The 22,788-nt window shown below is 62.9% G+C and carries 18 protein-coding genes and 1 pseudogene; 5 read left to right on the top strand and 14 right to left on the bottom strand.

All coding sequences use genetic code 11. The features are described 5' to 3' along the window. Nucleotides 1-748: 748 nt before the first annotated feature. From AB4Y35_RS26960 to AB4Y35_RS26985, 6 genes are all read right to left on the bottom strand, one after another. Complete coding sequence (locus tag AB4Y35_RS26960) at nt 749-1,108, bottom strand: hypothetical protein (protein ID WP_368706772.1); 360 nt, start codon at nt 1,106-1,108, stop codon at nt 749-751. A gap of 329 nt (nt 1,109-1,437) precedes the next feature. Beyond that, nucleotides 1,438-3,231 carry a radical SAM protein gene (locus AB4Y35_RS26965; RefSeq protein ID WP_368706773.1) on the bottom strand — a complete coding sequence of 598 codons (1,794 nt, stop codon included), beginning with the start codon at nt 3,229-3,231 and terminating at the stop codon, nt 1,438-1,440. Nucleotides 3,232-3,640: 409 nt separating this feature from the next. Continuing rightward, the gene (locus AB4Y35_RS26970) at nt 3,641-3,925 is read right to left on the bottom strand and encodes a DUF3303 family protein (protein WP_342925270.1); all 285 of its coding nucleotides are present in this window, start codon (nt 3,923-3,925) and stop codon (nt 3,641-3,643) included. Between the two features lie 262 nt (nt 3,926-4,187). Next, the gene (locus AB4Y35_RS26975) at nt 4,188-5,138 is read right to left on the bottom strand and encodes an acetamidase/formamidase family protein (RefSeq protein WP_368706774.1); all 951 of its coding nucleotides are present in this window, start codon (nt 5,136-5,138) and stop codon (nt 4,188-4,190) included. 117 nt (nt 5,139-5,255) lie between these two features. Beyond that, the gene (locus tag AB4Y35_RS26980) at nt 5,256-5,909 is read right to left on the bottom strand and encodes an isochorismatase family protein (RefSeq protein ID WP_368706775.1); all 654 of its coding nucleotides are present in this window, start codon (nt 5,907-5,909) and stop codon (nt 5,256-5,258) included. 282 nt (nt 5,910-6,191) lie between these two features. Beyond that, a complete protein-coding gene (locus AB4Y35_RS26985; RefSeq protein ID WP_368706776.1) occupies nt 6,192-7,103 on the bottom strand; it encodes a LysR family transcriptional regulator in 912 nt (303 codons plus the stop codon). Between the two features lie 138 nt (nt 7,104-7,241). On the opposite strand from AB4Y35_RS26985, the gene AB4Y35_RS26990 reads away from it, so the two are divergent. The 4 genes and pseudogenes from AB4Y35_RS26990 (at nt 7,242) to AB4Y35_RS27005 (ending at nt 8,890) form a co-directional block, all read left to right on the top strand. Beyond that, on the top strand, nt 7,242-8,006 hold the full coding sequence (locus AB4Y35_RS26990) for an SDR family oxidoreductase (protein ID WP_368706777.1): 765 nt from the start codon (nt 7,242-7,244) through the stop codon (nt 8,004-8,006). 31 nt (nt 8,007-8,037) lie between these two features. After that, a pseudogene (locus AB4Y35_RS26995) lies at nt 8,038-8,163 on the top strand (oxidoreductase); the annotation flags it as partial. A gap of 320 nt (nt 8,164-8,483) precedes the next feature. Further along, on the top strand, nt 8,484-8,639 hold the full coding sequence (locus tag AB4Y35_RS27000) for a hypothetical protein (RefSeq protein WP_342925275.1): 156 nt from the start codon (nt 8,484-8,486) through the stop codon (nt 8,637-8,639). Nucleotides 8,640-8,725: 86 nt separating this feature from the next. Next, a complete protein-coding gene (locus AB4Y35_RS27005; protein WP_028208948.1) occupies nt 8,726-8,890 on the top strand; it encodes a zinc ribbon domain-containing protein in 165 nt (54 codons plus the stop codon). 15 nt (nt 8,891-8,905) lie between these two features. Here AB4Y35_RS27005 and AB4Y35_RS27010 read toward each other — a convergent pair whose 3' ends face one another. Genes AB4Y35_RS27010 through AB4Y35_RS27020 form a run of 3 tightly spaced genes read right to left on the bottom strand, consistent with a single transcriptional unit; the run spans nt 8,906 to nt 14,737 of the window. Then, a complete protein-coding gene (locus tag AB4Y35_RS27010; RefSeq protein WP_368706778.1) occupies nt 8,906-11,959 on the bottom strand; it encodes an efflux RND transporter permease subunit in 3,054 nt (1,017 codons plus the stop codon). An 11-nt stretch (nt 11,960-11,970) separates the two neighbouring features. Beyond that, on the bottom strand, nt 11,971-13,122 hold the full coding sequence (locus AB4Y35_RS27015) for an efflux RND transporter periplasmic adaptor subunit (RefSeq protein WP_368706779.1): 1,152 nt from the start codon (nt 13,120-13,122) through the stop codon (nt 11,971-11,973). Between the two features lie 37 nt (nt 13,123-13,159). Continuing rightward, nucleotides 13,160-14,737, bottom strand: coding sequence for an efflux transporter outer membrane subunit (locus AB4Y35_RS27020; RefSeq protein WP_368706780.1), 1,578 nt, complete (start codon nt 14,735-14,737; stop codon nt 13,160-13,162). A 332-nt stretch (nt 14,738-15,069) separates the two neighbouring features. On the opposite strand from AB4Y35_RS27020, the gene AB4Y35_RS27025 reads away from it, so the two are divergent. Further along, nucleotides 15,070-16,590, top strand: coding sequence for an FAD-dependent oxidoreductase (locus AB4Y35_RS27025; protein WP_368706781.1), 1,521 nt, complete (start codon nt 15,070-15,072; stop codon nt 16,588-16,590). A gap of 76 nt (nt 16,591-16,666) precedes the next feature. On the opposite strand, the gene hutG is transcribed toward AB4Y35_RS27025, so the two are convergent. The 5 genes from hutG to hutU are packed head-to-tail and all read right to left on the bottom strand — an operon-like array spanning nt 16,667 to nt 22,568. Further along, nucleotides 16,667-17,488, bottom strand: coding sequence for an N-formylglutamate deformylase (hutG, locus tag AB4Y35_RS27030; protein WP_368706782.1), 822 nt, complete (start codon nt 17,486-17,488; stop codon nt 16,667-16,669). Nucleotides 17,489-17,528: 40 nt separating this feature from the next. Then, a complete protein-coding gene (locus AB4Y35_RS27035) occupies nt 17,529-18,947 on the bottom strand; it encodes a formimidoylglutamate deiminase (RefSeq protein WP_368706783.1) in 1,419 nt (472 codons plus the stop codon). A gap of 14 nt (nt 18,948-18,961) precedes the next feature. Further along, nucleotides 18,962-20,194, bottom strand: a complete 1,233-nt coding sequence (gene hutI / locus AB4Y35_RS27040; protein WP_368706784.1) for an imidazolonepropionase — start codon at nt 20,192-20,194, stop codon at nt 18,962-18,964. Beyond that, nucleotides 20,194-20,883 carry a HutD family protein gene (locus AB4Y35_RS27045; protein WP_368706785.1) on the bottom strand — a complete coding sequence of 230 codons (690 nt, stop codon included), beginning with the start codon at nt 20,881-20,883 and terminating at the stop codon, nt 20,194-20,196. The genes hutI and AB4Y35_RS27045 overlap by 1 nt, the downstream gene beginning before the upstream one ends. Continuing rightward, nucleotides 20,880-22,568, bottom strand: a complete 1,689-nt coding sequence (gene hutU, locus AB4Y35_RS27050) for a urocanate hydratase (protein WP_368706786.1) — start codon at nt 22,566-22,568, stop codon at nt 20,880-20,882. Before hutU ends, AB4Y35_RS27045 begins: the two co-directional genes overlap by 4 nt. Between the last annotated feature and the right edge of the window lie 220 nt (nt 22,569-22,788).

Here is a 22,788-nt window from a genome sequence, read left to right on the forward strand (position 1 = left end):
CAATACCTGTTACTGTTTTCGGTCTCTCTCGAGACCGGTCGCTCACTCAAAGCTGACAGGAATTTGAATTGCTTCAAAAACCTGACTTACTTTAGTGTGAGACTCTTGATACTTTTGCTGCTCCTGATTTCACTCCGAAGAACGACATCAGGTCGCCACCGCATCAAGCGCCCACACTTATCGGCTGTAAATTTTTAAAGATCGCTTCACTCAAAGCAGCGTTTTTATTCGCCGCTTTTTTGCGCCCCGCATCAGAAGGGAGGCGAATTATGCAACCCCAAGATCCGCTCGTCAAGAGAATCTGGAATATTTATTTTTGGGGCCGCTACATTGCTTTACGTAACACGCATTTCCCCAGACCCACGCCGAAGAAGCGAAAATCGATTCGAAGGATGGGAGGTCGGAAGCCCGCTCCTCTACCACTTTATATGGTGGCCGTGGTATACGCGCGACGAACTGCGACTGCCCGCAACCTGGCCGAGCCGACGATTCGCAGGAGCCAGGTCTGCCAGTTCGAGTCCATTTGTGCTGCAGCAGCAGTTCGGCTTTTCCGCCACCCACTACGGATGGGGGGAGCGCGCTGATAGAACCAAACATACCCCGCGCCCTCATCCGATTCTTGGGCGTGCACCAGCACCGACCTGCCGTCAGGGGCGGCTATTCCCATGGACACTCGTCTGCCCACCGAGGCAGCACTCGAACACCCATGAGGGACTTCGCCAAAGCAACCAAAAATGCAGACTCGACTTTATTTCCCGGGTGACTGGGGCGTGTCGCATTGCTGGGCCACGCATCGCCAGAACTCGTGCTCGTGCGGTGCGTTGTCGAAGAAGCTTGGCGTTGCCTGCCACAAGGAGGCGCTTTGAATTCGCCCTTCCGGCGTTTTGCAATCGTTGACTGCTTGCTCGACTGATTTCGCTGCGCCATCGAGGCACCGCGGATCACCTTGCGCACACATTGCCGCGGCCTCTTTTTCGCAGGCAGCGAAAGCACAACCCGCAGTGAAGCACAGCGCGGTTGCCATTATTTGCGCTGCAATTTTAATCGGGAAATGAGGAAAAGGACGCGGGCCTGGAACAGCCCGCCGGTGCGTGGTCTGGACGTTCACGGTAGACTCCCTCGGCGTAACCGCCATTCACTGCATTAACAACGATGGGGAGGAGAGACCTGAGTAGTCCGGCGACGACCTGACCGTTGAGCATGCATCGGACAGGCTGATTATTGGTCATCCTAAGTTGTTACGGCAGTCTAGGACGCCATGTTTACGTATCGATTAAACTGAAATTTACGGATTGCAGCGAAGGCACTAGCCGCGTAGGTTAGGGTTCGCATCGAATTGATGCCGTCGCCTCGGTGAAGCCATCCGCTGCGCGCTCCAATGACGACGGCGGGAGCTGTTTCAGCAGCCTGCCAGATCAGAAACCAGGTAGTTTCTCATCAAGCTGCAGACGGACCCGATGACCGGATGGCAATACGCCGGTGGTGGACAGCGAGCGCTGCCTCGCCGCCGCTAGTGGCGTGAAAGAGTCCGAGCTGCTCGAACTCCTCTTCCTGCAGCGGCGTGATGGCAATATCCGTGTAGGCGTAGCGTTCCGGTGCCTTCATGACGTCCCTGAGGATCGCTTCTGTCCTGAAATAGAAACGCAGATATCTTGTCAACTTGACAGCGGTCTCACTCCAGTAGCGCGGATAAAAGCGAAGCCGCGATTCGACCGGCAACCCCTGACGGCGGTCACGGCGGTGTTTCATTCGCAGGGCTCCCCCTTCGAGAGGATGCACACCCTCGTGCTCGATCATCAGTCTGAACCAGGCGATTGTGCGCATGATCGTCTTCGGTCGGCCATTCGGAATCTGCGCTGCCCGCTTGACGATCGTGCGGATGTGCTCGTACGAGTAAAACGCGCTCCAGGCGCACCGATACGCTTCTTCCCATTCAGCGTCCGGCATTTTCGGGTGGTGCGTGACCCGGTGGTTGGTATCGTATTTGTTGATGTCCGGGTCCATCCATTCAGCGTTCCTCACCATCGTCTGATGATCCTCGGAGCCCGGAAGCGGGGTGAGCATGAAGAATTCCAGAATGTCGATTGGCAATTCACGCTTGATGATCTCGATGTCGCGCAAGATCGATTCTTTCGTGTCGGCCGGGAATCCAATGATATAGCCAGCGTAGGTAATCGCGCCGTGGGCGCGCCACTTCTGCAGCATGGCGCGGTATTCGGTGATCTTGTTCTGCCGCTTCCTGGCCGCGATCAGATTCTCGGGATTGATATTCTCAAGCCCGATGAACACGCGACGCACACCCGCGCGCGTTGCCTTCTCGATGAAGTTTGGAATCTTGTGACAGAGCGTGTCGACCTGGATCGTGAAGCCGCAGTGAATGCCTTCCTTCTCCCGAAGTTCGATGACGCGGTCGAGAAGGATTTCCCAGTCGTGGTTGCGGGCGAAATTGTCGTCCGTGACGAAGAACCGGTCGATACCCTGCTTTGCGTTCTCGCGGATGATCTTTTCGAGATCGTCGGGGGTGCGAAAGCGACTCTTGTGCCCCTGCACGTTGATGATGGTGCAAAACGAGCACTGATACGGGCAGCCGCGACCGAGGTCAACCGAGGTATAGGTACCTGCCGTGCGTTCGATATGCTTGCGCGGCAAGAAGGGCTGGGGAGCCGCTTCGAGCGAGGGTAGCGTGTCCATGAAATTGTACAGGGGCTTCATTGCACCATTCCACGCGTCGAGAAGGACCTCATCAAGACGCCGTTCCTCGGCCTCCCCAGCGAAGAGCGCCACCCCCATTGCTTGCGCTTCCGTAAGCTCAGCGGGCATCTCGGGCAGCATCGAGATGCAGCCAGAAACGTGGAAGCCACCGATCGCAACCGGCAAGCCCGCGGCACGGAACTGGCGGGCGAGGTCGAGTGCGCGCGGGTACTGGTTCGACTGGACACCCACCAGACCAATCATCGATCGCCCGCCCTTTGCCTTCAGGTCACGAATGATGCGCTCTGGCCACACCCGCTGGTTGGTTTCGTCGTATGTTTCGATCTCGAAATGGACGCCAGGGCCCAGCAGGTTTCGCTTGCGCGCGTCATCAGCGAGCGCATACATGCAGGCGAGTGTATTGGAAGGCATGACCGAGCGGAGCCACTGGATCGGGTAGCCGTCGTCGTCGTAATGGGTCGGCTTGATGAGGACGAGAGAGAATCGGAGACCGCCAGAAATCGAATACATCGTGTCCATGGTCCGCCCTGTAGCCCTGTCTGGAAGTCACAAAACCGTCGAGGTCGTCCGTCTTCCGAAATCTGGAGATGGCTCGTGAACTGGCATGCAGTACTCAACTGCGCATCCTACCCGCCTGGCGCCCTGCTGTGTTTACAAATCCGCAGGTACCAGGTTTCGAGGATTGGGATCCCGTTGGGGCGAACAAGAACCATGACACGGCGGGCTTGCGCGTCATGCCGGAGCAGTCCTGCGCCGGGTGCATCCTGACGTAGGCCTGGACTTGGTAATGTTTTGTCACTGATCTGATGACCCCTGCTCAACCGCATTGACGCCGGACGTCAGGTTGCTGACAAAGGCATGACGTGGATATGCTCTGAGCGCGCCCTCCCGACGCGCTCCAGGCCCGGCCATCCAACGCTTGTGGATCTCAGTTTGCCGACCGTTGCTGAGATGCCAGAACAGCACCGAGTTCCTCGTCGGTTAGTGCAGGCGCCGTTGTGAACGTGAAGACATCCCCCCACTGGACTGTCATTGCCGCGACTGCGCTGGCGTCCGTCGCTTCAACAATTGCAACGCCCCTGAACTCGCCGGCTGCATGCCAGCGGCCCAGCATCGTGACGTTGTCAGGCGGCTGACCGCCTGTTTTTATGAAACGCTCAATTGCAGCCTGCTGCATTGCCGGCTCACCTTTCCATTGAACAATAAATTTCATGGCGAATGTCCCCTCCACGATGGCGATGCCGACTCGTGGCACGCCCGCTCTTCGTGGCGGACGCCTCGACATCGCGACGGTTCGTCGCCCACTGGCCGGGATGGATTCTTCGCATCGTCCATGCCGTCGGGCGAAGCCACGAGATACCATCGAGGATAGGTAAACCCGATAGGTCGTGGCTCCAACCGGCTGAGCGTAGTGTGCGAAGCCGCACAAACGGATTCGCTGGCTTGCCAGGAGACGGAGAACCGCTTTTGAGAACTCACTCGAATACGATTCGCGGGAAGTAGAGGGAAACAACCCAGTTGGGCCGGTCGACGATCTCGCTGATGCGCAGGTCGGCGCAAACGCTGCACAACAGGTAAGCATCGATTGCGCTGATGTGATGTTGTCGCGCCAGAATGTCGATCATTCCGGAGACGGCAGCCCGGGCGCCTTCCATCAGATCTGGACCGATGCCAGTGGTGACTTCGTAGCCCTTTGCATCGAGATGACGGCTGACAGGGCCCGGCGTTGTAAAGCGGGGAAACGCGAGGTTAGCGTTTTTGACCAGGTCGAGTTTCGCCGTCAGTGCTACGGGGCTCTCGATGGCCGTCCCGCATACCTCGCCGTCGCCTTGTGCGGCGTGCGTGTCGCCCAGCGAGAATAGCGCGCCCTCCACCTCCACGGGGAGATAGAGTGCTGTGCCCGCGCCGACGTCGCGGATATCCATGTTGCCGCCGACACGACGTGGTGGAATCACGCTGTGCAAACCCGGTTCTCCCGGGGCGAGGCCGATCGTGCCGCAAAACGGCTTCAAGGGCACACGTCCACCAGGGCCGTACATGGCCGGGGTCTTCAGATCCGCCTCGTATTTCCAGATGTGCAGGGCCGGGTCGGGAAACTCGTCTGCGAGCAAGCCGAAGCCGGGAATGTTCGCCGTCCACCCCCAACCCGAAGGAGCGAACGACAACAGTGTGACCTTCACGGCGTCGCCCGGTTCAGCTCCGTCGATATACACCGGGCCAACAACCGGATTCACCCTTGCAAAGTCCAGCCGTGCAATGTCGTCGACGCTCGAACCGGCAGTGAGTTGCCCACCCGATGCGTCGACGGGAAAGAACTCGACCGTTTCACCAGGAGCCACGGTCAACACAGGCTGTAGCGTCTGGTCCCAACCAAGGTGGCTCTGATGCTCATGAATCGAGTGGCGTGCCCAAGGTATTCCGCTCATTACCCACTCCCAGGCAGTCCGGCAATTCAAACGCCCAACCACGGTCCGCCACCGATACCGGCCCCAAGCGCGTCGTGTGCCGTGCTCAATGGAGGCCTGCATCGGCCGCCACTGCAACTATCTTTGCGCCATGGCTTGCACGACGTCCTGCGTCGTGACGACAGCATGGGCGAGAAACGCGTAGTTGACGAGTGCGGCCTTATAACCGTCACCCCACACTGGATGGCGCGGCCCCGCCGTGGCGTCAGCGACGACGATCACTTCGAACCCGTGCTCGATCAGATCGCGCAGATGTGCTTCGACACACATATTGGCTAGCATGCCGCCCAGCACGACTTTCTGCACATTGCGCTTGCGAAGTTGTAACGCAAGGTCATTGGTCTGTGGACCGAAGACCTTGTGTGGGCTCACAACAATCGTTTCACCATCGTCGATGAACGGCTTGAATTCCTCCAGCCAGTCGGCCCCCGACTTCTCGAACCCGCTCAGGTTCAGCGCTCCCGTTCGTGCGAACGTTCCCGTCTCGAACTCAGCCGTCTCAAGCGGGCCATTGAATTGCCATCGAGAGTCAGTTGGGTAGAAATAGTGGGGGGAGATGAAGACGCTGAACTTCCCGGCTTTCGCTGCCTTGAAGATTGCGAGCATGTTTTCTACGGTCTTGTTTTCCGTCACGCTTGCGCCAAGAACGCCCCAATTCTTCCCGTGTGGACTGAGTACGTCGATCTGTGGATCGGTGAACACTACCGCAGTGTCGGCGGGATCATAGGTCATGATTCGCACTCCAATGAGTGTAGACAGGGATGTTGGATGCGTCGGAACTGTCGCGTTGAAGCGCTCCCGTAGCAACTACACCGGAATCCGATGACTACGCGGTCTGGCGCACGAATGCCCATTCAGACAGGCTTCATGAACTATAGGCGCAGGGCGATCAAATCGGCAGATGCGCGACAGATTTTTAGCAGACGACGCTTGTTGGCCGGCACCGGTAATTTGTGGCAGTGTCGTTCGGAAGACCACTTCTGCCTGCAAGCCTGGTGCGACCACTGCACAAGTTCAGCCGCCCCGATCCCATGGCGGCACGCCGCTGAATGCTTCGACCAGGAAATCGATCATGACGCGCACTCTGGCGCTCAGATGTCGACGACTCGGATACATAGCGAGTACGTCGATCTCAGGCAGGCGGTACTCCGGCAACACGCGAACGAGGTTGCCGGCACGCAGATCGTTGCCGATCAGGAACGTCGGTTGCCAGATCACACCTTGCCCAGCGAGCGCTGCCGCGCGTGCCGTGTCGCCGTTGTTGGTATGCATATGGCAGTCGACCCTCGCAGCGTGGGTCTTGCCGCCACGGTCGATGAGTTGCCACTCATCGCCGGTGGCTGCATAGGTGTACCCGACGCAGCGATGCTGCATCAGGTCCGCGGGTATGGCCGGTTGTCCGAACCGGGCCAGATACGCCGGCGACGCACACAGGATGTTTTGCGACGTCGCCAGCTTGCGGGCTGCGTGGCTAGTGGAGCCGGCGCGTGAGATGCGAATCGCGAGATCGTAGCCTTCATCGACGATATCGACGACGCGGTCGATCAGCGCGACGTCAAGCTCGATACCGGGATATTTGCGCATGAACTCGGGCCACAGCGGTGCCAGATACAAAATCCCAAAGCTGACGGGCGCATTGATGCGCAGTCTTCCACGCGGTTCGACCGATCCCGATGAAACAAGCCCTTCCGTCTCCGCGACATCGTCGAGAATGGACTTGCAGCGGGCGTAGAGCGTCTCGCCGCCCTCGGTCAGGGATAGCGTACGCGACGTGCGATTGAGCAGGCGCGTGCCCAGATGCGCTTCCAGTTCATTCACGTAGCGGGTGACGTTGGCGGGCGACGTGTCGAGCGCATCGGCTGCGCGCGCGAAGCCGCCGCGACTCACCACCGTCACGAAAACCTCAAAGGCGCGCAAGCGGTCCATAACCCTCTCCGAACATTCATAAAAGCTGAATGATAGGACCATGTTTTATGCCTTTCCGCAAGTAGAACTGAAGCCTATATTTCGCTCACAGGCCGGGGCACAGGGCACTGGCCAACGCAGGACTTCAGGAGATTGAAAATGCAACGCTTGACAGGAAAAGTCGCCATCGTGACCGGCGCCAGTTCAGGGATTGGCCGTGCAACGGCGAAACTGTTCGCGAAGGAAGGCGCCAAGGTGGTCCTTGCGGCGCGGCGCGCGGCGGAACTCGAAACGCTCGCTGCGGAGATCACCGGCGAAGGCGGCGAAGCCGTGTATCTGGCCGGCGACGTTCAGTCGGAGGACTTCGCGAAGGCGCTGGTCGCGCTCGCAGTGGACCGCTTCAGCCGGTTGGACATCGCCTACAACAACGCCGGCACGCTGGGCGAAATGGGCCCGAGCACCGGCATTTCGGAGGCTGGCTGGAATGCTGCGCTGGCGACCAATCTGACCAGTGCCTTCCTCGGTGCGAAGCACCAGATTCCCGAAATGCTGAAGCGCGGCGGCGGATCGATCATCTTCACGTCGACGTTCGTCGGCTATTCGTTCGCGTTTCCGGGCACGGCAGCCTACGCGGCGAGCAAGGCCGGGCTGATCGGCCTGACCCAGGCGCTCGCGGCAGAGTATGGCGCGCAAGGCGTGCGCGTCAACGCGGTGTTGCCGGGTGCCGTGGACACGGACATGTATCGCGGCATGAACGACACCGACCAATCGCAGGCGTTCGTAACCGGACTGCATGCGCTCAAGCGCGTCGCGAAGCCGGAAGAACTCGCACGTTCGGTCCTCTACCTCGCGTCGGACGATTCGTCGTTCGTCACCGGCACCGCATCGCTCGTCGATGGCGGCGCCTCGATTACGCGCACCTGAACCTCCAGGCGGCATCCCGCGATCAAGACCCGAGATCCCCACTGAAATGATCCATTGCGGGATGACGAAAACGGCGCAGCTTGCGGTCTCGCGCGGGCTGGCCGAAGCCGTTGCCGGCACGGGCATTACCGTCAATAGCGTCCTGCCCGGGCCGACAGACATACGCCAGAATGGCTGGCGCCGATTGCCGCTATCCACCGAACGCAAAGACGATCTCATCGATCGTCACGCGAATGCGCGCGGTCTAGTCAGGTGTGATGGCGCTGCGGAACGTATTGGCTTGCCACAATGTGGCCTTTGCCCTGCCCGGTGAATTGTGCAAGCACTACATAACTCGCCAACGTTCAGGAGACCGCGCGGGGTACGGCCCTGCTGCGCGTTCTGGCCTGAAATGACCGCTACGACAACTTTCGGGGCGAATTCCGCCGCCTCGGCACTAGAATTCAATGCATGGTTGCATTCCAAAAGGAGGCTGCCATGACTCAGTCAATGATCAGTTTTTGGGTTGGCCTTGTGGTTCTCGTTGTCGTTGCCATGGCCCTGTCCCGTCGCTACAGGCGCGAACACCCGGGCGAGAACCTCAGCCAGTGGCTCGACACGCATCATATGAGCTGGATGCATCGCAAGCACTAGCTGTGCGGCGCGAGCCGACACCGAATAGCGGACCCATTGCCTGCACTGGAATGGGTCCTCGCCCGGATTCTCGTTAGAGGAATACCATGCCGACTTACCAGTACAGGTGCGAAAAGTGTGGTGAGATGTTCGAGCATGCCGAGCATCTTGCTGAACATGAATCCGCTCATCCGCCTTGCCCGAAGTGTGGCAGCGAGAAGGTTCAGCACATCCCCACACCCTTCGTGGCGAAAACGTCCAGAAAGTCCTGAAATCGCTTCCGTTGCTCAGGTCTGCTCCGGATGCTCCCTGTCGCGATGATGGTCCGCGGCGAGGAACATATACATCGCGGGCACGACGAACAGCGTGAACAGCGTGCCGATCGACATCCCCGTGAAGATCACGAGTCCCATCGCGTTGCGGCCGGCCGCACCCGCACCCGATGCGATCACGAGCGGCACGACGCCCAGCACCATCGCGGCCGTCGTCATCAGGATCGGCCGCAAGCGCACGCCCGCCGCTTCTTCGAGTGCTTCGCGCTTGGCGCGCCCCGCGCGTTGCAGTTCGTTCGCGAACTGCACGATCAGAATGCCGTGCTTGCTGACGAGGCCCATTAGCGTGACGAGGCCCACCTGCGTATAAATGTTGAGCGTCGTGAGTCCCACGTTGATGAAGATCAGCGCGCCGAACAGCGCCATCGGCACCGACACGAGAATCACGACCGGATCGCGAAAGCTCTCGAACTGAGCGGCGAGCGCGAGAAACACGATGATCGTCGCCAGCAGCAGCGTGGTCACGAAGCCGCCAGACTCCTGCACGAACTGGCGCGACAAACCCGAATAATCGGCCGTATATCCCGCCGGCGCGACGTCGGTGGTGGCCTTGCGCAGGAAGTCGAGCACTTCGCCCTGCGAGATGCCCGGCGCGAGCACGCCGGAAATCGTGGCCGAATTGAGCTGCTGGAAGTGATTGATCGACTCGGGCACGACGTTGTGTTTCAGATGCGTGACCGTCGATGCGGGAATCACGCTGCCACTGGGTGTGCGCAAGTAGTAGTCGAGCACTTGCGACGGGTTCAGCCGGTCCGTTTGCAGCACCTGCGGAATCACCTTGTACGAGCGGCCGGCAATCGAAAAGTAATTGACGAAGTTCCCGCCGAGCGCCGCGCCCAGCGTCTGCCCGACATCGCTTTGCGTCAGGCCGAGCGAAGCGACCTTGTCGCGGTCCACGAGCAACACGCTTTCCGGCTTGTCGATCTTCAGATCGCTGTCGACGAAAAAGAACATGCCGCTCGCGCGGGCCTTTTGCAGCACGGCTTGCGAAACTTCATTGAGGTTCTCGAACGGCTCCGTCGTGCTGATGACGAATTGAACGGGCAATCCTTGCGCGCCCGGCAGGGGTGGAAACTGGAATGCGGCGACACGCGCGCCCGCGATGCCGTTCCACTTCTGCTGCAACTCCTGCTGTAGTTGGGTCGCGCCCTTCTTGCGCTTGTCCCACGTCTTGAAGAGCACGCCGCCGATGCCCTGGTTCAGCGTCGGCACGCCCGTGAGCTGGAACATCTGCGCGTATTCGGGCAACTGCTTCGAGATGTCGAAGACCTGATCGGCGTAGGTCTGCATCTGCTGGATCGTCGCGTTCGGCGGCCCCTGGACCTGGGACAGAACGATGCCCTGGTCCTCCTGAGGGGCGAGCTCCGTTTGCGACGTCATGAAGAGATAGACGGTGCCGCACAGGAGCAGCGCGCCCATCACGACGAACACGGGCCACGTGTCGAGCATCGCATGCAACAGACGCCGGTAGCCGTGATGCACACGCTCGAACTGCCGGTCGACGAAGCGCGGGAAGCGGCCCGACTGCTGGTCCATGCGGAAAAAGCGCGAGCACATCATCGGCGAAAGCGTCAGCGCGATCACGCCCGACACGGTCACGGCGCCCGCGAGCGTGAACGCGAACTCGGTGAACAGCGCGCCAGTCAGTCCGCCCTGAAAGCCAATGGGCACGTACACGGCGATCAGCACGACCGTCATCGCGAGAATCGGGCCGCCGAGTTCGCGCGCCGCGATCAGTGCGGCTTCGAAAGGCCGCCGGCCCTCCTCCTTCATATGCCGGTCGACGTTCTCGACCACGATGATCGCATCGTCGACGACGAGGCCGATGGCGAGCACGAGCGCAAGCAGTGTCAGCAAATTGATCGAATAGCCGAGCACCTGCATCACGAAGAATGTGCCGATCAGCGAGAGCGGCATCGCGATCACGGGCACGATCACCGCGCGCAAACTCCCAAGGAAGAGGAAGATCACGACGGTGACGATCAGCAGCGCCTCGACGAGCGTCTTCACCACTTCCGCGATCGCCGTGTTGATGAAGTCGGTCGCGTCGTAGACGATGTCGCCCGTCATGCCCGTCGGGAACTGCCTCTGCAGATCCGGAAAGATCGCTTTCACGCGCTTCGCGACGTCGAGCACGTTCGCATCGGGCGCCACCTTGATGCCGATGAACACCGATCGCTTGCCGCTGAACGCGACGTTGAAGTCGTAATTGTCCGCGCCGAGCACGACGTTCGCGACGTCTTCGAGGCGCACGATCGCGCCGTTCTTCTGCGTGACGACGAGTTTCTTGAAGTCCTCGACGGAATGCAGGTCGGTGCCCGCATTCAGATCGACGCTGATCATCTGTCCTTTGGTCGTGCCAAGCGTCGCCAGATAGTTGTTGTTGCCGAGCGCCGTGAAGACGTCGGCGGCCGTCACGTTGTGCGCGGCGAGCCTGCCCGAGTCTAGCCATGCACGCAGCGCGAACTGACGGCCGCCGAGCACTTCCGCCGTCTGCACGCCCTGGACCGAATCGAGCTTCGGCTTCACGACACGCAGCAGATAATCCGTGACGTTGTTGCTCGGCAGCACGTTGCTGTAAAAACCCATGTACATCGCGTCGGTGGTTTGACCCACTTGCACGGTCAGCACAGGCTGTTGCGCCTGCGGCGGCAACTGGTTGCGCACCGATGCGATCTGCGTGTTGATCTCTGTGAGCGCGCGATTGGAGTCGTAATTGAGCCGCAGCGTCGCGGTGATCGTCGAGACGCCCGTGGTGCTCGTCGACGACATGTAGTCGATACCCTGTGCCTGTGCGATCGCAGCTTCGAGCGGCTGCGTGATGAAGCCCGCCATCGTGTCGGCGCTCGCGCCGTAGTACGCGGTGGTGATCGTCACCACGCCGTTTTCGGTTTGCGGATACTCGCTGACCTTCAGCGCCGCAAGCGAGCGCAAGCCGAGCACGAGTATCAGCAGGCTCACCACCGATGCGAGGACCGGCCGTTCAATGAAGATGTCGGTGAATTTCATCGCGCGCTCTTCTATTGTTCCTGAGGCGTCGGGTTCGGGCTGTTCGCAGGCAGCACGCGGTTGTCGATCACGAGGGGCGTGCCGTTCTTCAGTTTCAGCTGGCCGCTCGTCACGACCTGCGTGCCTTCGCTGATGCCCTTGAGAATCGCGACCTGGTCGCCGCGCGTCGGCCCCGGCGTGACGAACACCTGTTGCGCGACGGGCATGATCTTGCCTTGTGCATTCTTTTGTTCGCCGGGCTTCACGACGAACACGGTCGCGCCATACGGGTTATAGGTGATCGCCGTTTGCGGCAAGGTCAGATAGCGCTGCGCCCCGCCCGCCTCGATCTTCACGTTCGCATACATGCCGGGCAGCAGCTTGCGCTCGCGATTGTCGACGGTCGCCTCGATCTGGACGTTGCGCGTGGTGCTGTCCACGCGTGGATTGATCGAGCGGATCTTGCCGTCGAACGTGCGGTTGCCGAACGCATCCGTATCGACGACGATGGTCTGGCCAACCTGCAACTGGCCGAGCTGCTGCTGCGGCAGAAAGAAGTCGGCGTAGATCGGGTCGATGGCCTGCAGCGTGACGATGGCGTCACCCGGGTTGAGGTACTGGCCCGGGTTGACGGTCGTGATGCCGACGCGTCCCGCGAACGGTGCGCGAATCGTCTTCTTGACGACGAGGGCGGCCTGTTGATCGACCTGGGCTCTTTTACTCTTGAGGTCCGCCGCGTCGGCGTCGAGCTGCGCCTTCGCAATCGCCTGAATGTCGAACTGCGCCTTGTCGCGCTTGTAGACCGTTTGCGCAAGGTCCGCCGCTGCCTGCAGCGACGCGAGCTGCGCGCGGTCCGAATCGTCGTTCAGGCGCACGAGCACCTGGCCTGACTTCACCTCCTGGCCCGAGTTGAACGCGATCTCGCGCACGAGCCCGGCCACTTCCGTCGTCACGTCGACGCCGCGCACCGCGCGCAGGCTGCCCACTGCGACAAGCTGCGGCTGCCATGTTTGATAGCCTGCGATAGCGGCCGTGACGGTGGCGGGCGGCGCGGCGTTGCTCGCCATGAACTTCTGGATCATGTGCGCCCTGAACAGATTGAAGCCGACCAGCGCGGCGAGCAGTATGCCCACGCAGATCAGCATGATGATCATCCGCTTTGCCATCGGCTTTTTCGTCGTCATCGTCATGTCCTGGCGGGGGCGGCCATTGCAAAAGGATTCATTTCGGCGCAGCCGGAGTCGGCTGGGCTGCCTGGCTCGTCGCCGTGTCGTTCCACCAGCCGCCGCCGAGCGCCTGAAACAGCGCCGCCGTGTCCGCATAGCGCGCGGCCTGCGCCTGCGCGAGATTCACGACGGTCTGCTGGTATTGGCGCTGTGCATCGAGCAGCGCCAGATAGCTGACGCCGCCGATGCGAAACTGGCCGCGCGTCAGGTCGAGCGAATCGCTCGCAGCACGCCATGCCTGCGTCTGCGCGCTCAGGCCGGTTGCATCGTGCTCGAGCGCGCGTAACGTATCGGCGACGTTCTGGAATGCGAGCAGCACCGTTTGACGGTATTGCGCGTTGGCCTCGTCGAATGCCGCTTCCGCCGCGCGCTTTTGCGCGCTCAACTGGCCGCCGTGAAAGATCGGCTGTGTGATGCCTGCGCCGATGCTCCAGATCATGTCGGCGTACTTAAGAAGGCCCGCGGGAGTCAGCGCCTCGGGGCCGTAACTCGCGGAGAGCGTGAGCTGCGGATACATGTTCGCCGTCGCCACGCCGACCTGGGCGCTCGCCTGATGCAGCGTGGCGTCGGCGGCGAGAATATCGGGCCGCTGCCGCACGAGCGAAGACGGCACGCTGACGGGCAACGTTTGCGGCAGCGTGAACATCGACATCCGGAACTCGGGCACGTCCGTATCGCTCGGCGGCTTGCCCGCGAGGACCGCGAGCTGGTGACGCGTCTGGTCGAGCGACTGATGCAACGGCGGCAATGTCGCGCGCGTCTGCGCCACCAGCGTTTCCTGTGCAAGCACCGTTGCGCGGCTCACGCCGCCCAGTTCGAGCTGCTTGCGCATGATGCCGAGCTGCGCGTCTTCGTCGTCGGCGATGCGCGCGGTCGCTTCGATCTGCTCGCGCAGCGAGGCTTCCTTGATGGCCGCCGTCACGATGTTCGCGGACAACGCAAGATACGCCGCTTGCAACTGAAAGCCCTGGTAATCGACCTGCGAGCGCAACGATTCGAGTTCGCGCCTTCCGCCTCCGAACACATCGAGGTTGTACGAGACGTTCACCGATGCGTTATAGAGGTTCAGCAGTTCCGTGAGCTGCGGCTCGCCGAACGTGACGCCGTTGAACTTCTCGCGCGTGGCATTGGCCTTTGCATCGACTGACGGATACAGCGTGGTGCCGATTTGCGCGCGAAGATTTTCGCCGGCCTGCCTGAGCGCCGCTTGCGCCGCGGCAACGTTGGGGCTGTTGGCGAGCGCTTCGCGAATCAGCGCGTCGAGCGGCTCGCAATGATAGAGCGTCCACCACTGGGCAGGAATGTCGAGGCCGGCCACGAACTGTTGCGGGACACCCGAAGCGCCCGGCGCCGAGGCCGTTTGATCGGGTAGCGGCGTGGACGTGTACGTGCCGGTCGCGGGTGGCGCGGGCGTACGGTAATTGGGGCCAACCGTGCAGCCGGGCAACGCGATCAGGACAGTGACCCACGCAGCACGCGTGAGCGTATCGCCGGCTGCATGGCGGAGAGACGCACTGCGCGAATGCCAGTGCGAGCGGCTGCGACTGAAACCGTGGTTGACGTCATCGATCATCGATCCACCTTGTTTCACTGCGCGGAAAACGAACGAAACGGCAGATGCAGAGTTTGAAATCATGCCACAACATGTTCACGCGACCCGCGAACGGATTTCCCCAGGGACCCCTCGCCTCACCGCAGGTGCCAGCCGAATGCCGGAAGCACGAGGCTTTCCGATGACCGAAAGGATTCCGAAAGCAGACGGATATCTGCCGATGCCAGCTGCTGTTTGTGGTTGCCGCCGGCGGCGGTGTTCTGATCAACGTGGACTACCATTGAAAGCGGCGGCCTCTGCCCAGGACGCCGGTGGTGATGCATTAGCTGGGTCACGTACCCGTGGAGGTCGACATGAGTGGTGAGGCATCGAATGAAAGCGGTCCCGATCTGGCAAAAGGCGTGCCCATCGAATCACTCGGCGAAGCTGGCCTGCTGTCGGGACACGTCGGTAATGATGCGGTGCTGATTGCGCGGCGCGGCGATGAATTCTTCGCTATCGACGCTGCCTGTACTCACTACCACGGCCCGCTCGCCGAAGGGTTGATCGTCGGGGACACGGTACGGTGCCCATGGCATCACGCGTGCTTCAGCCTGCGTTCGGGAGAAGCGCTGCGGGCGCCTGCGCTCAGCCCTGTCGCCTGCTGGGCTACCGAGATCCGGGGTGACAAGATTGTCGTACTGCACAAAAAAGCGCCGCCCGCCGGTTCCGTGACTTCGCCGGCCGGAGCGCCGCATAAGATCGTGATCGTCGGCGCGGGGGCGGCAGGTTTTGCTGCGGCCGAGCGTCTGCGGCGCCTCGGCTACGCGGGCAGTCTCACGATGCTGAGCGACGACGCGGCGCCGCCGGTGGACCGGCCCAACCTCTCCAAAGACTACTTGGCCGGCAGCGCGCCGGAGGAGTGGGTGCCGCTTCGAGATGAGGCTTTTTACGCAGACCAACGCATCGACCTGCGGCTCAACGCCGGCGTCTCACGCCTTCACATCGCCGCGCAGGAAGTGGAGCTCGCGGATGGGAGCAAGGTCCCCTACGACCGCCTGCTGTTGGCCACGGGGGCCGAAGCGGTTCGCCTGCCTGTCCCCGGCATGGATTTGCCGCATGTGCATACGCTTCGCACACTGGCCGACTGCCGCGCCATCATCGCTCGCGCGGAGAACTCGCGGCGCGCGGTTGTCATCGGCGCCAGCTTCATCGGACTGGAAGTGGCGGCATCGTTGCGCGCGCGTGGACTCGAGGTACACGTCGTGGCGCCGGAGCAGCGGCCGATGGAACGTGTGCTGGGGCCACAGATGGGTGAATTCGTGCAGCGCTTGCATGAAGAACACGGCGTCGTCTTCCACCTCGGCAACACCGCCAGCGCGATCGATACGCAGCAGGTATCGCTCAAAGCGGGTGGCAGCCTGGAGGCCGATCTGGTGGTGGTCGGCGTCGGTGTGCGGCCACGACTGGCGCTGGCCGAGCAAGCCGGCCTCGCGATCGACCGCGGCGTGGTGGTCGATGCCTGCCTGCAGACCAGCGCGCCAGGCGTCTTCGCTGCCGGCGACATCGCTCGCTGGCCCGACCCGCACAGTGGCACGGCAATTCGCGTAGAGCACTGGGTCGTCGCGCAGCGCCAGGGCCAAACGGCGGCGCTGAACCTGATTGGCGGACGTGAGAAGTTCGACGCCGTGCCATTCTTCTGGAGCCAGCACTACGATGTCCCGATCAACTATCTCGGGCACGCGGACAGCTGGGACGAGATTTCAGTTGACGGCGATATTGCAGGACGCGACTGTTTCCTGCGCTACAAGCGAGACGGACGTGTCGTCGCCGTAGCTTCCATTTATCGCGATACAGAGAGTCTGCGGGCAGAAGTCGAAATGGAGCGCGACTGAGGTTGACGCTGGAACGCATCGCAAACGGGATCCTCGCCAGTCTGGAGTCGTTCGCAGCAGACCGCCACCGCCGTCTTCACAAGCCAGCCTGCGGCCGCGAACGAGACAGGTCATCGATGGCCGCAAGCGCCCCGCCCACCATCTCGCGCAGCACGGGCTGGACTTTCTCGGCGAGCGCGGGCACATAATCGAACGGCGCCGTTTCGTTCATGTAAACCGACTGGCACATCTCCAGCTGGATCGCATGCACGCCGTCCTGCGGCGCGCCGAATTGGCGCGTGATGTAGCCACCCTTGAAGCGTCCGTTCGCGATCCACGTATAGCCGCTTGCCGCCGCCGCGCGTTCTGCGCGCGCCTGCACCGCCGGGTTCACCGTGCGGCCGTCCTGGGTGCCGATGTTCAGGTCAGGCAGCTTGTTGTCGAACAGACGCGGCAGCACGCTCGCGATCGAATGCGCCTCCCACAGCAGCACATTCGCGTGCGCCGCGCGCAGGCGCTTCAGTTCGGCGGCGAGCGTGTCGTGATACGGCCGCCAGAATGTCTCCACGCGACGCTGACGCTCCGACGCGTCGGGCACGCAGCCGTCGCGGTAGATCGGCTCGCCGCGAAACGTTTCGGTCGGACACAGCGACGTGGTGGTCTGGCCGGGATAGAGGCTCTCGTCGTTCGGCGGGCGGTTCAGGTCGATCACATAGCGCGAAACGCGCGCGCCGAGCACGGTCGCGCCCATTTCCTTCGCAAACGCGTAAAGGCGATCGAGATGCCAGTCCGTATCGGCGACAGTGAGGGCCACGTCCGTGTACTCGCCGTGCATCGCAGCGGGAATGTGCGTGCCCAGGTGCGGGATCGAAATGATGAGCGGCGCGTTGCCGCGTTCCAGTGAAAAGATATCGGTCATGGAAAGTTGTCTCGTGAATGGCGCGTGCGTTCGGGCCCGTTCAGTCATCAGCCAGCAGCCTGGCGAGCGCCGCGCGATAGTCGGCATACAGGCGTGCTTCGTCGCGATGGCGTCGCGCTTCCACGACCTTGACGCCGCCGGTATAGACGTCGAGCACCGGCGTTTCGCCATGCTCGCAGAAGACGACCGACGAGAGCCACGTGAGCGGCTTTTGTTCGGCGAGGTTCGGATGCTGGGCGTCGAGCACGAGCCAGTCGGCGCGCGCGCCTTCCTTCAATGCGCCGACCTTGCGCCCCGTTGCAGCGGCACCGCCGGCGAGCGCCGCGTCGAACAGCCGGTCGGCAACCTGTGCATTCTCGGGCGACGCGAGCACGTTGCGTTCGCGCCGCGAAAGCCGCTGGCCGTATTCGAGCAAGCGAAGCTCCGCGCGCCAGTCCACGCCGATATGACTGTCCGAGCCCACGCCGAACGCGCCGCCCGCATCGAGATAGTCGCGCGTGGGGAAAATGCCGTCGCCGAGATTCGCTTCGGTCGTGAGGCACAGGCCCGCGATCGCATCGCTCCGGGCGAGTGCGGCGGTCTCCCGCGCGTCGATATGCGTGGCATGGACGAGGCACCAGCGCGCGTTCACGTCGAACCGGTCGAGCAGCCATTGCACCGGCCGCGCGCCTTCGGTCGCGAGACACGCCTCCACTTCGGCCGTCTGCTCGGCGATGTGAATATGCACGGGCGCGCCAGGAAGCGCGTGGTCCAGGCCTTCGAGCAGCGTGCGCAACGAGTCGTGCGAAACGGCGCGCAGCGAATGGGGCGCAACGCCGTAGCGCAGCGCGCCGTGCTCGGGCCGCCACGCACGCAGCGCCTCGACGATGCCGAGCAACTGTTCCGGCGTGTTGATGAAACGCCGCTGATCGTCGCGCGGCGCTTGTGCGCCGAAGCCGCTGTATTGATAGAGCACGGGCAGCATCGTCATGCCGATGCCCGTCACGCCCGCTGCGTCCACCACGCGTTGCGCCAGTTCGGCGGGGCTCGCATAACGCTGGCCGTCCTGCGCGTGATGCACGTAGTGAAACTCGCAGACGGACGTGTAGCCCGCCTTGAGCATTTCCACGTAGAGCCAGCTCGCGACCGCGGCAAGATCGTCGGGTGTGATGCGCGCCGCGAAGCGGTACATCAGGTCGCGCCAGCTCCAGAAACTGTCGGTGGGGTTCGCGCGATATTCGGTGAGGCCCGCCATGGCACGCTGAAACGCATGCGAATGAAGATTAGGCATGCCAGGCGTGATCGGGCCCGCCGCATGCGCGACGCCTCGAGGCGCTTGCGCCAGATCGGGCGTCACGTTGTGCAGCATTCCCGCGGCGTCCCATTCGAGCAGCACGTTGCGGCGCCAGCCGTCGGGCAAATAAGCGTACTCGGCGAAGAGCGCGCGCGAAGTCGGATTCGTTTCGATGGTGTGATTCATGCTTGAAATAGCGCTCAAACGCGGCGCTCAAATGCGCGACGCTCAAAGACGGTCTCGCCGCCACGCACCACGCGTGCGCAGAGCGGACGGCCGATCCAGTAAGCCAGTTCCGCGAGCGACTGCACCGTCCACACGGCAAAGTCCGCGGGACGGCCAGCCGCGAGCGTGCCGTGACGCCCGGCGTCGCCGAAAGCCTGCGCGGCATGCCGCGTCACGCCCTGCAACACCTCGGGCACGGTCATGCGGAACAGCGTGGTCGCCATGTTCATCATGAGCAGCAGCGAGGTGGCCGGTGACGTGCCCGGGTTGCTGTCGGTCGAAATGGCGATCGGCACCTCGTAGCGCCGCAGCAAGTCGAGCGGCGGAAGCTGCGTTTCGCGGATGAAGTAGTACGCGCCCGGCAGCAGCACCGCCACGGTGCCCGCCTGCTTCATGGCGGCGACGCCCGCTTCGTCGAGAAACTCGAGATGGTCCGCGGACAACGCGCCGTGACGCGCCGCGAGTGCCGCGCCGCCGCTATTGGAAAGCTGCTCGGCGTGCATCTTGACCGCGAGCTTGCGCCGCGCGGCCGCCTCGAACACGCGCTCGCTCTGCGCGAGCGAGAAGCCGATTCGTTCGCAGAACACATCGACGGCGTCCACGAGCCCCTCGTCGGCGAGCGCGGGCAGCATGCGTTCGCACACTTCGTCGATATAGTCGTCGGCGCGGCCGGCGAACTCGGGCGGCAACGCGTGCGCGCCGAGAAACGTGGTACGCACCGTGACCGGATAACGCTCGCCGAGCTGACGCGCGACGCGCAGCATCTTGCGCTCGCTCGCCAGATCGAGGCCATAACCCGATTTGATCTCGACGGCCGTTACGCCCTCGGCGAGCAACGCTTCGAGGCGCGTGGCCGACTGCGCGAACAGCGCGGCTTCGTCGGCTGCGCGCGTGGCGCGCACCGTCGAGACGATGCCGCCGCCCTGCCGCGCGATTTCTTCGTAGCTCACGCCCGCAAGACGCTGCGCGAATTCATCGGCGCGCTGTCCGCCGTAGACGAGGTGCGTGTGGCAATCCACGAGACCGGGCGTGACCCAGGCGCCGCCCAGGTCCTCGCACGGCCACTCGGTGAATGACGGGGGCAGTTCGGCAGCGGCGCCGAGCCATACGATCTTGCCGTCTTCCACGGCAATCGCCGCATTCTCGACGACGTGGCCCGGATCGCCATGCGGACACAGGTTGAGGTTTTGCCAGAGAGTGCGTTTCATCAGGTATGCACAGCATCGCGCGATGCCGTTTCCATAGTGTCTTGCCGCGGTGCGTCCAGCACATCGAGCGCCACGGCGAGCAAGGCGCCCGCGCCGCGCGTTTCGATATGCAAGGGGCGTTTCGCGTCGAGCGTATCGATGCGCAGCGTGTCGCCCGCCTCGAGGCGCACGTGGCGTTCGTTATCCACGCGCACGTCCTGCCCGCCTTGCGCGCAGTAGAGCAATACCGTTTGCGCATGCATGCTGCGCCGCTCGTTCGCGCGCCATACTTCGAGCGTGCCGCGTGCCGCATCGCGGCGCACCATCAGGTTGAAGTCGCGCGTGGCGCCGTTCACGAGGCGCGCGTCGATCGCCGTTTCCCCCGCGAAATGCGCGACGTCGAGGGGCTGCGTGAGCACATGCGTGCGACCCGCTTCGTCGAGCAGCATGCCCGCGCCTTCGAGCAGCACCAGCGTCCGATCGACGCCCTCGAAACGCGAGAACGGCCCCGCCTGCGCAACATCGGCCACGCTCACGCGCCACGCGAACGCGTCCAGTGATGCACCGGCACGCGATGTCACGTGCGCCACCGCGATTTCGCGCGTGACGCCGCCGCCGTTCTTCCAGGGCGACGCCACGAGCGCCGCGCCACGCAGCAGCGTGAGCCTGGCGGCCTGCACCGCGCCGCCTACCGCTTTCACGCCGCTCATCGGCCGAGCATCGGCAGCTTGAGACCCGCCTCGCGCGCCGTCTGCTGTGCGAGTTCGTAGCCGGCGTCCGCGTGGCGCATCACGCCCGTGGCCGGATCGTTGAGCAGCACGCGGCCCAGACGCTCGTGCGCCGACTGCGTGCCGTCCGCCACGATCACCACGCCCGAGTGCTGCGAGAAGCCCATGCCCACGCCGCCGCCATGGTGCAGCGAGACCCACGACGCGCCACCCGCCGTGTTCAGCAGCGCATTGAGCAGCGGCCAGTCGCTCACCGCGTCCGAGCCGTCCTTCATCGATTCCGTTTCGCGGTTCGGGCTCGCCACCGAGCCGGTGTCGAGGTGGTCGCGGCCGATCACGACCGGCGCCTTCAGCTCGCCGTTCTTGACCATCTCGTTGAACGCCTGGCCCAGACGGTAGCGATCCTTCACGCCCACCCAGCAGATACGCGCGGGCAGGCCCTGGAACGCGATGCGCTCGCGCGCCATGTCGAGCCAGTTGTGCAGGTGCGGATCGTCGGGGATCAGCTCCTTGACCTTGGCATCGGTCTTGTAGATGTCCTCGGGGTCACCCGAGAGCGCCACCCAGCGGAACGGGCCCTTGCCCTCGCAGAACAGCGGGCGGATATACGCCGGCACGAAGCCCGGGAAATCGAACGCGTTTTCCACGCCCATTTCCAGCGCCATCTGGCGGATGTTGTTGCCGTAGTCGAGCGTGGCCGCGCCGCGCTCCTGCAGCGTGAGCATCGCGCGCACCTGGTGGGCCATCGATTCTTTCGCGACCTTCACGATGCTTTCCGGCGCGACCTTCTGCGCCTCGCGCCACTGCTCGACCGTCCAGCCCTGCGGCAGGTAGCCGTTGATCGGGTCGTGCGCGCTCGTCTGGTCGGTCACGCAATCCGGCGTGATGCCGCGCTTCACGAACTCGGCGAACACGTCGGCGGCGTTGCCGAGCAGGCCCACCGAAACCGGCTTGCCCGTTTTCTTCGCTTCCTCGACGATGGCCAGCGCCTCGTCGATGGTCTTGGCCTTGCGGTCCACGTAGCGCGTCTTCAGGCGGAAGTCGATGCGTGTCTCGTCGCATTCCACCGCGATCATCGAGAAGCCGGCCATCGTCGCCGCGAGCGGCTGTGCGCCGCCCATGCCGCCGAGACCGCCCGTGAGGATCCAGCGGCCCTTCGGGTCGCCGTTGAAGTGCTGGTTCGCGACCGAATAGAACGTCTCGTAGGTGCCCTGCACGATGCCCTGCGAGCCGATGTAGATCCAGCTGCCCGCCGTCATCTGGCCGTACATCATGAGGCCCTTGCGGTCCAGTTCGTGGAAGTGTTCCCAGGTGGCCCAGTGCGGCACGAGGTTCGAGTTCGCGAGCAGCACGCGCGGGGCGTCCGCATGGGTGCGGAACACGCCCACGGGCTTGCCCGACTGGATCAGCAGCGTTTCGTCCTCGTTCAGGTCCTTGAGCGACGCGAGGATCTGGTCGAAGCACTCCCAGTTGCGCGCGGCACGGCCAATGCCGCCGTACACCACGAGCGCATGCGGATGCTCGGCGACTTCGGGGTCCAGATTGTTCTGGAGCATCCGGTAGGCGGCTTCCGCCAGCCAGGTCTTGCAGACCTTCTCGCTGCCGCGCGGTGCGCGGATCGTGCGGGTCGGGTCGAGGCGCGGGTCGGTGAAGTTCGGTTGGTTCATTTGTTCGAGTCCGTCGAGTCTGGATAGCAAGCTGGAGGGCTGCGCCCGCGGAGGTCCAATGAGCGCTGCAACGTGGACTAAGTCTACCGCCGCCAAGTTGTATATACAACTCGTTTCGATCAAACGCGGGTTAGTAGTTACCCTGGCGAAAATGGCGGAAATTAGGCTACGGGAGTGAAGAGCCGACGGGAGAGCTGGTGAAATCTTTGTCTAGACAAGA

This window comes from Paraburkholderia sp. EG286A, assembly GCF_040965375.1.
GTDB lineage: Bacteria > Pseudomonadota > Gammaproteobacteria > Burkholderiales > Burkholderiaceae > Paraburkholderia.

Coding starts and splice junctions, on each gene's coding strand:
- AB4Y35_RS26965 (WP_368706773.1), bottom strand. CDS start 3,231: ATGGACACGATGTATTCGATTTCTGGCGGTCTCCGATTCTCTCTCGTC.
- AB4Y35_RS26970 (WP_342925270.1), bottom strand. CDS start 3,925: ATGAAATTTATTGTTCAATGGAAAGGTGAGCCGGCAATGCAGCAGGCT.
- AB4Y35_RS26975 (WP_368706774.1), bottom strand. CDS start 5,138: ATGAGCGGAATACCTTGGGCACGCCACTCGATTCATGAGCATCAGAGC.
- AB4Y35_RS26980 (WP_368706775.1), bottom strand. CDS start 5,909: ATGACCTATGATCCCGCCGACACTGCGGTAGTGTTCACCGATCCACAG.
- AB4Y35_RS26985 (WP_368706776.1), bottom strand. CDS start 7,103: ATGGACCGCTTGCGCGCCTTTGAGGTTTTCGTGACGGTGGTGAGTCGC.
- AB4Y35_RS26990 (WP_368706777.1), top strand. CDS start 7,242: ATGCAACGCTTGACAGGAAAAGTCGCCATCGTGACCGGCGCCAGTTCA.
- AB4Y35_RS27000 (WP_342925275.1), top strand. CDS start 8,484: ATGACTCAGTCAATGATCAGTTTTTGGGTTGGCCTTGTGGTTCTCGTT.
- AB4Y35_RS27005 (WP_028208948.1), top strand. CDS start 8,726: ATGCCGACTTACCAGTACAGGTGCGAAAAGTGTGGTGAGATGTTCGAG.
- AB4Y35_RS27010 (WP_368706778.1), bottom strand. CDS start 11,959: ATGAAATTCACCGACATCTTCATTGAACGGCCGGTCCTCGCATCGGTG.
- AB4Y35_RS27015 (WP_368706779.1), bottom strand. CDS start 13,122: ATGACGACGAAAAAGCCGATGGCAAAGCGGATGATCATCATGCTGATC.
- AB4Y35_RS27020 (WP_368706780.1), bottom strand. CDS start 14,737: ATGATCGATGACGTCAACCACGGTTTCAGTCGCAGCCGCTCGCACTGG.
- AB4Y35_RS27025 (WP_368706781.1), top strand. CDS start 15,070: ATGAGTGGTGAGGCATCGAATGAAAGCGGTCCCGATCTGGCAAAAGGC.
- hutG (WP_368706782.1), bottom strand. CDS start 17,488: ATGACCGATATCTTTTCACTGGAACGCGGCAACGCGCCGCTCATCATT.
- AB4Y35_RS27035 (WP_368706783.1), bottom strand. CDS start 18,947: ATGAATCACACCATCGAAACGAATCCGACTTCGCGCGCGCTCTTCGCC.
- hutI (WP_368706784.1), bottom strand. CDS start 20,194: ATGAAACGCACTCTCTGGCAAAACCTCAACCTGTGTCCGCATGGCGAT.
- AB4Y35_RS27045 (WP_368706785.1), bottom strand. CDS start 20,883: ATGAGCGGCGTGAAAGCGGTAGGCGGCGCGGTGCAGGCCGCCAGGCTC.
- hutU (WP_368706786.1), bottom strand. CDS start 22,568: ATGAACCAACCGAACTTCACCGACCCGCGCCTCGACCCGACCCGCACG.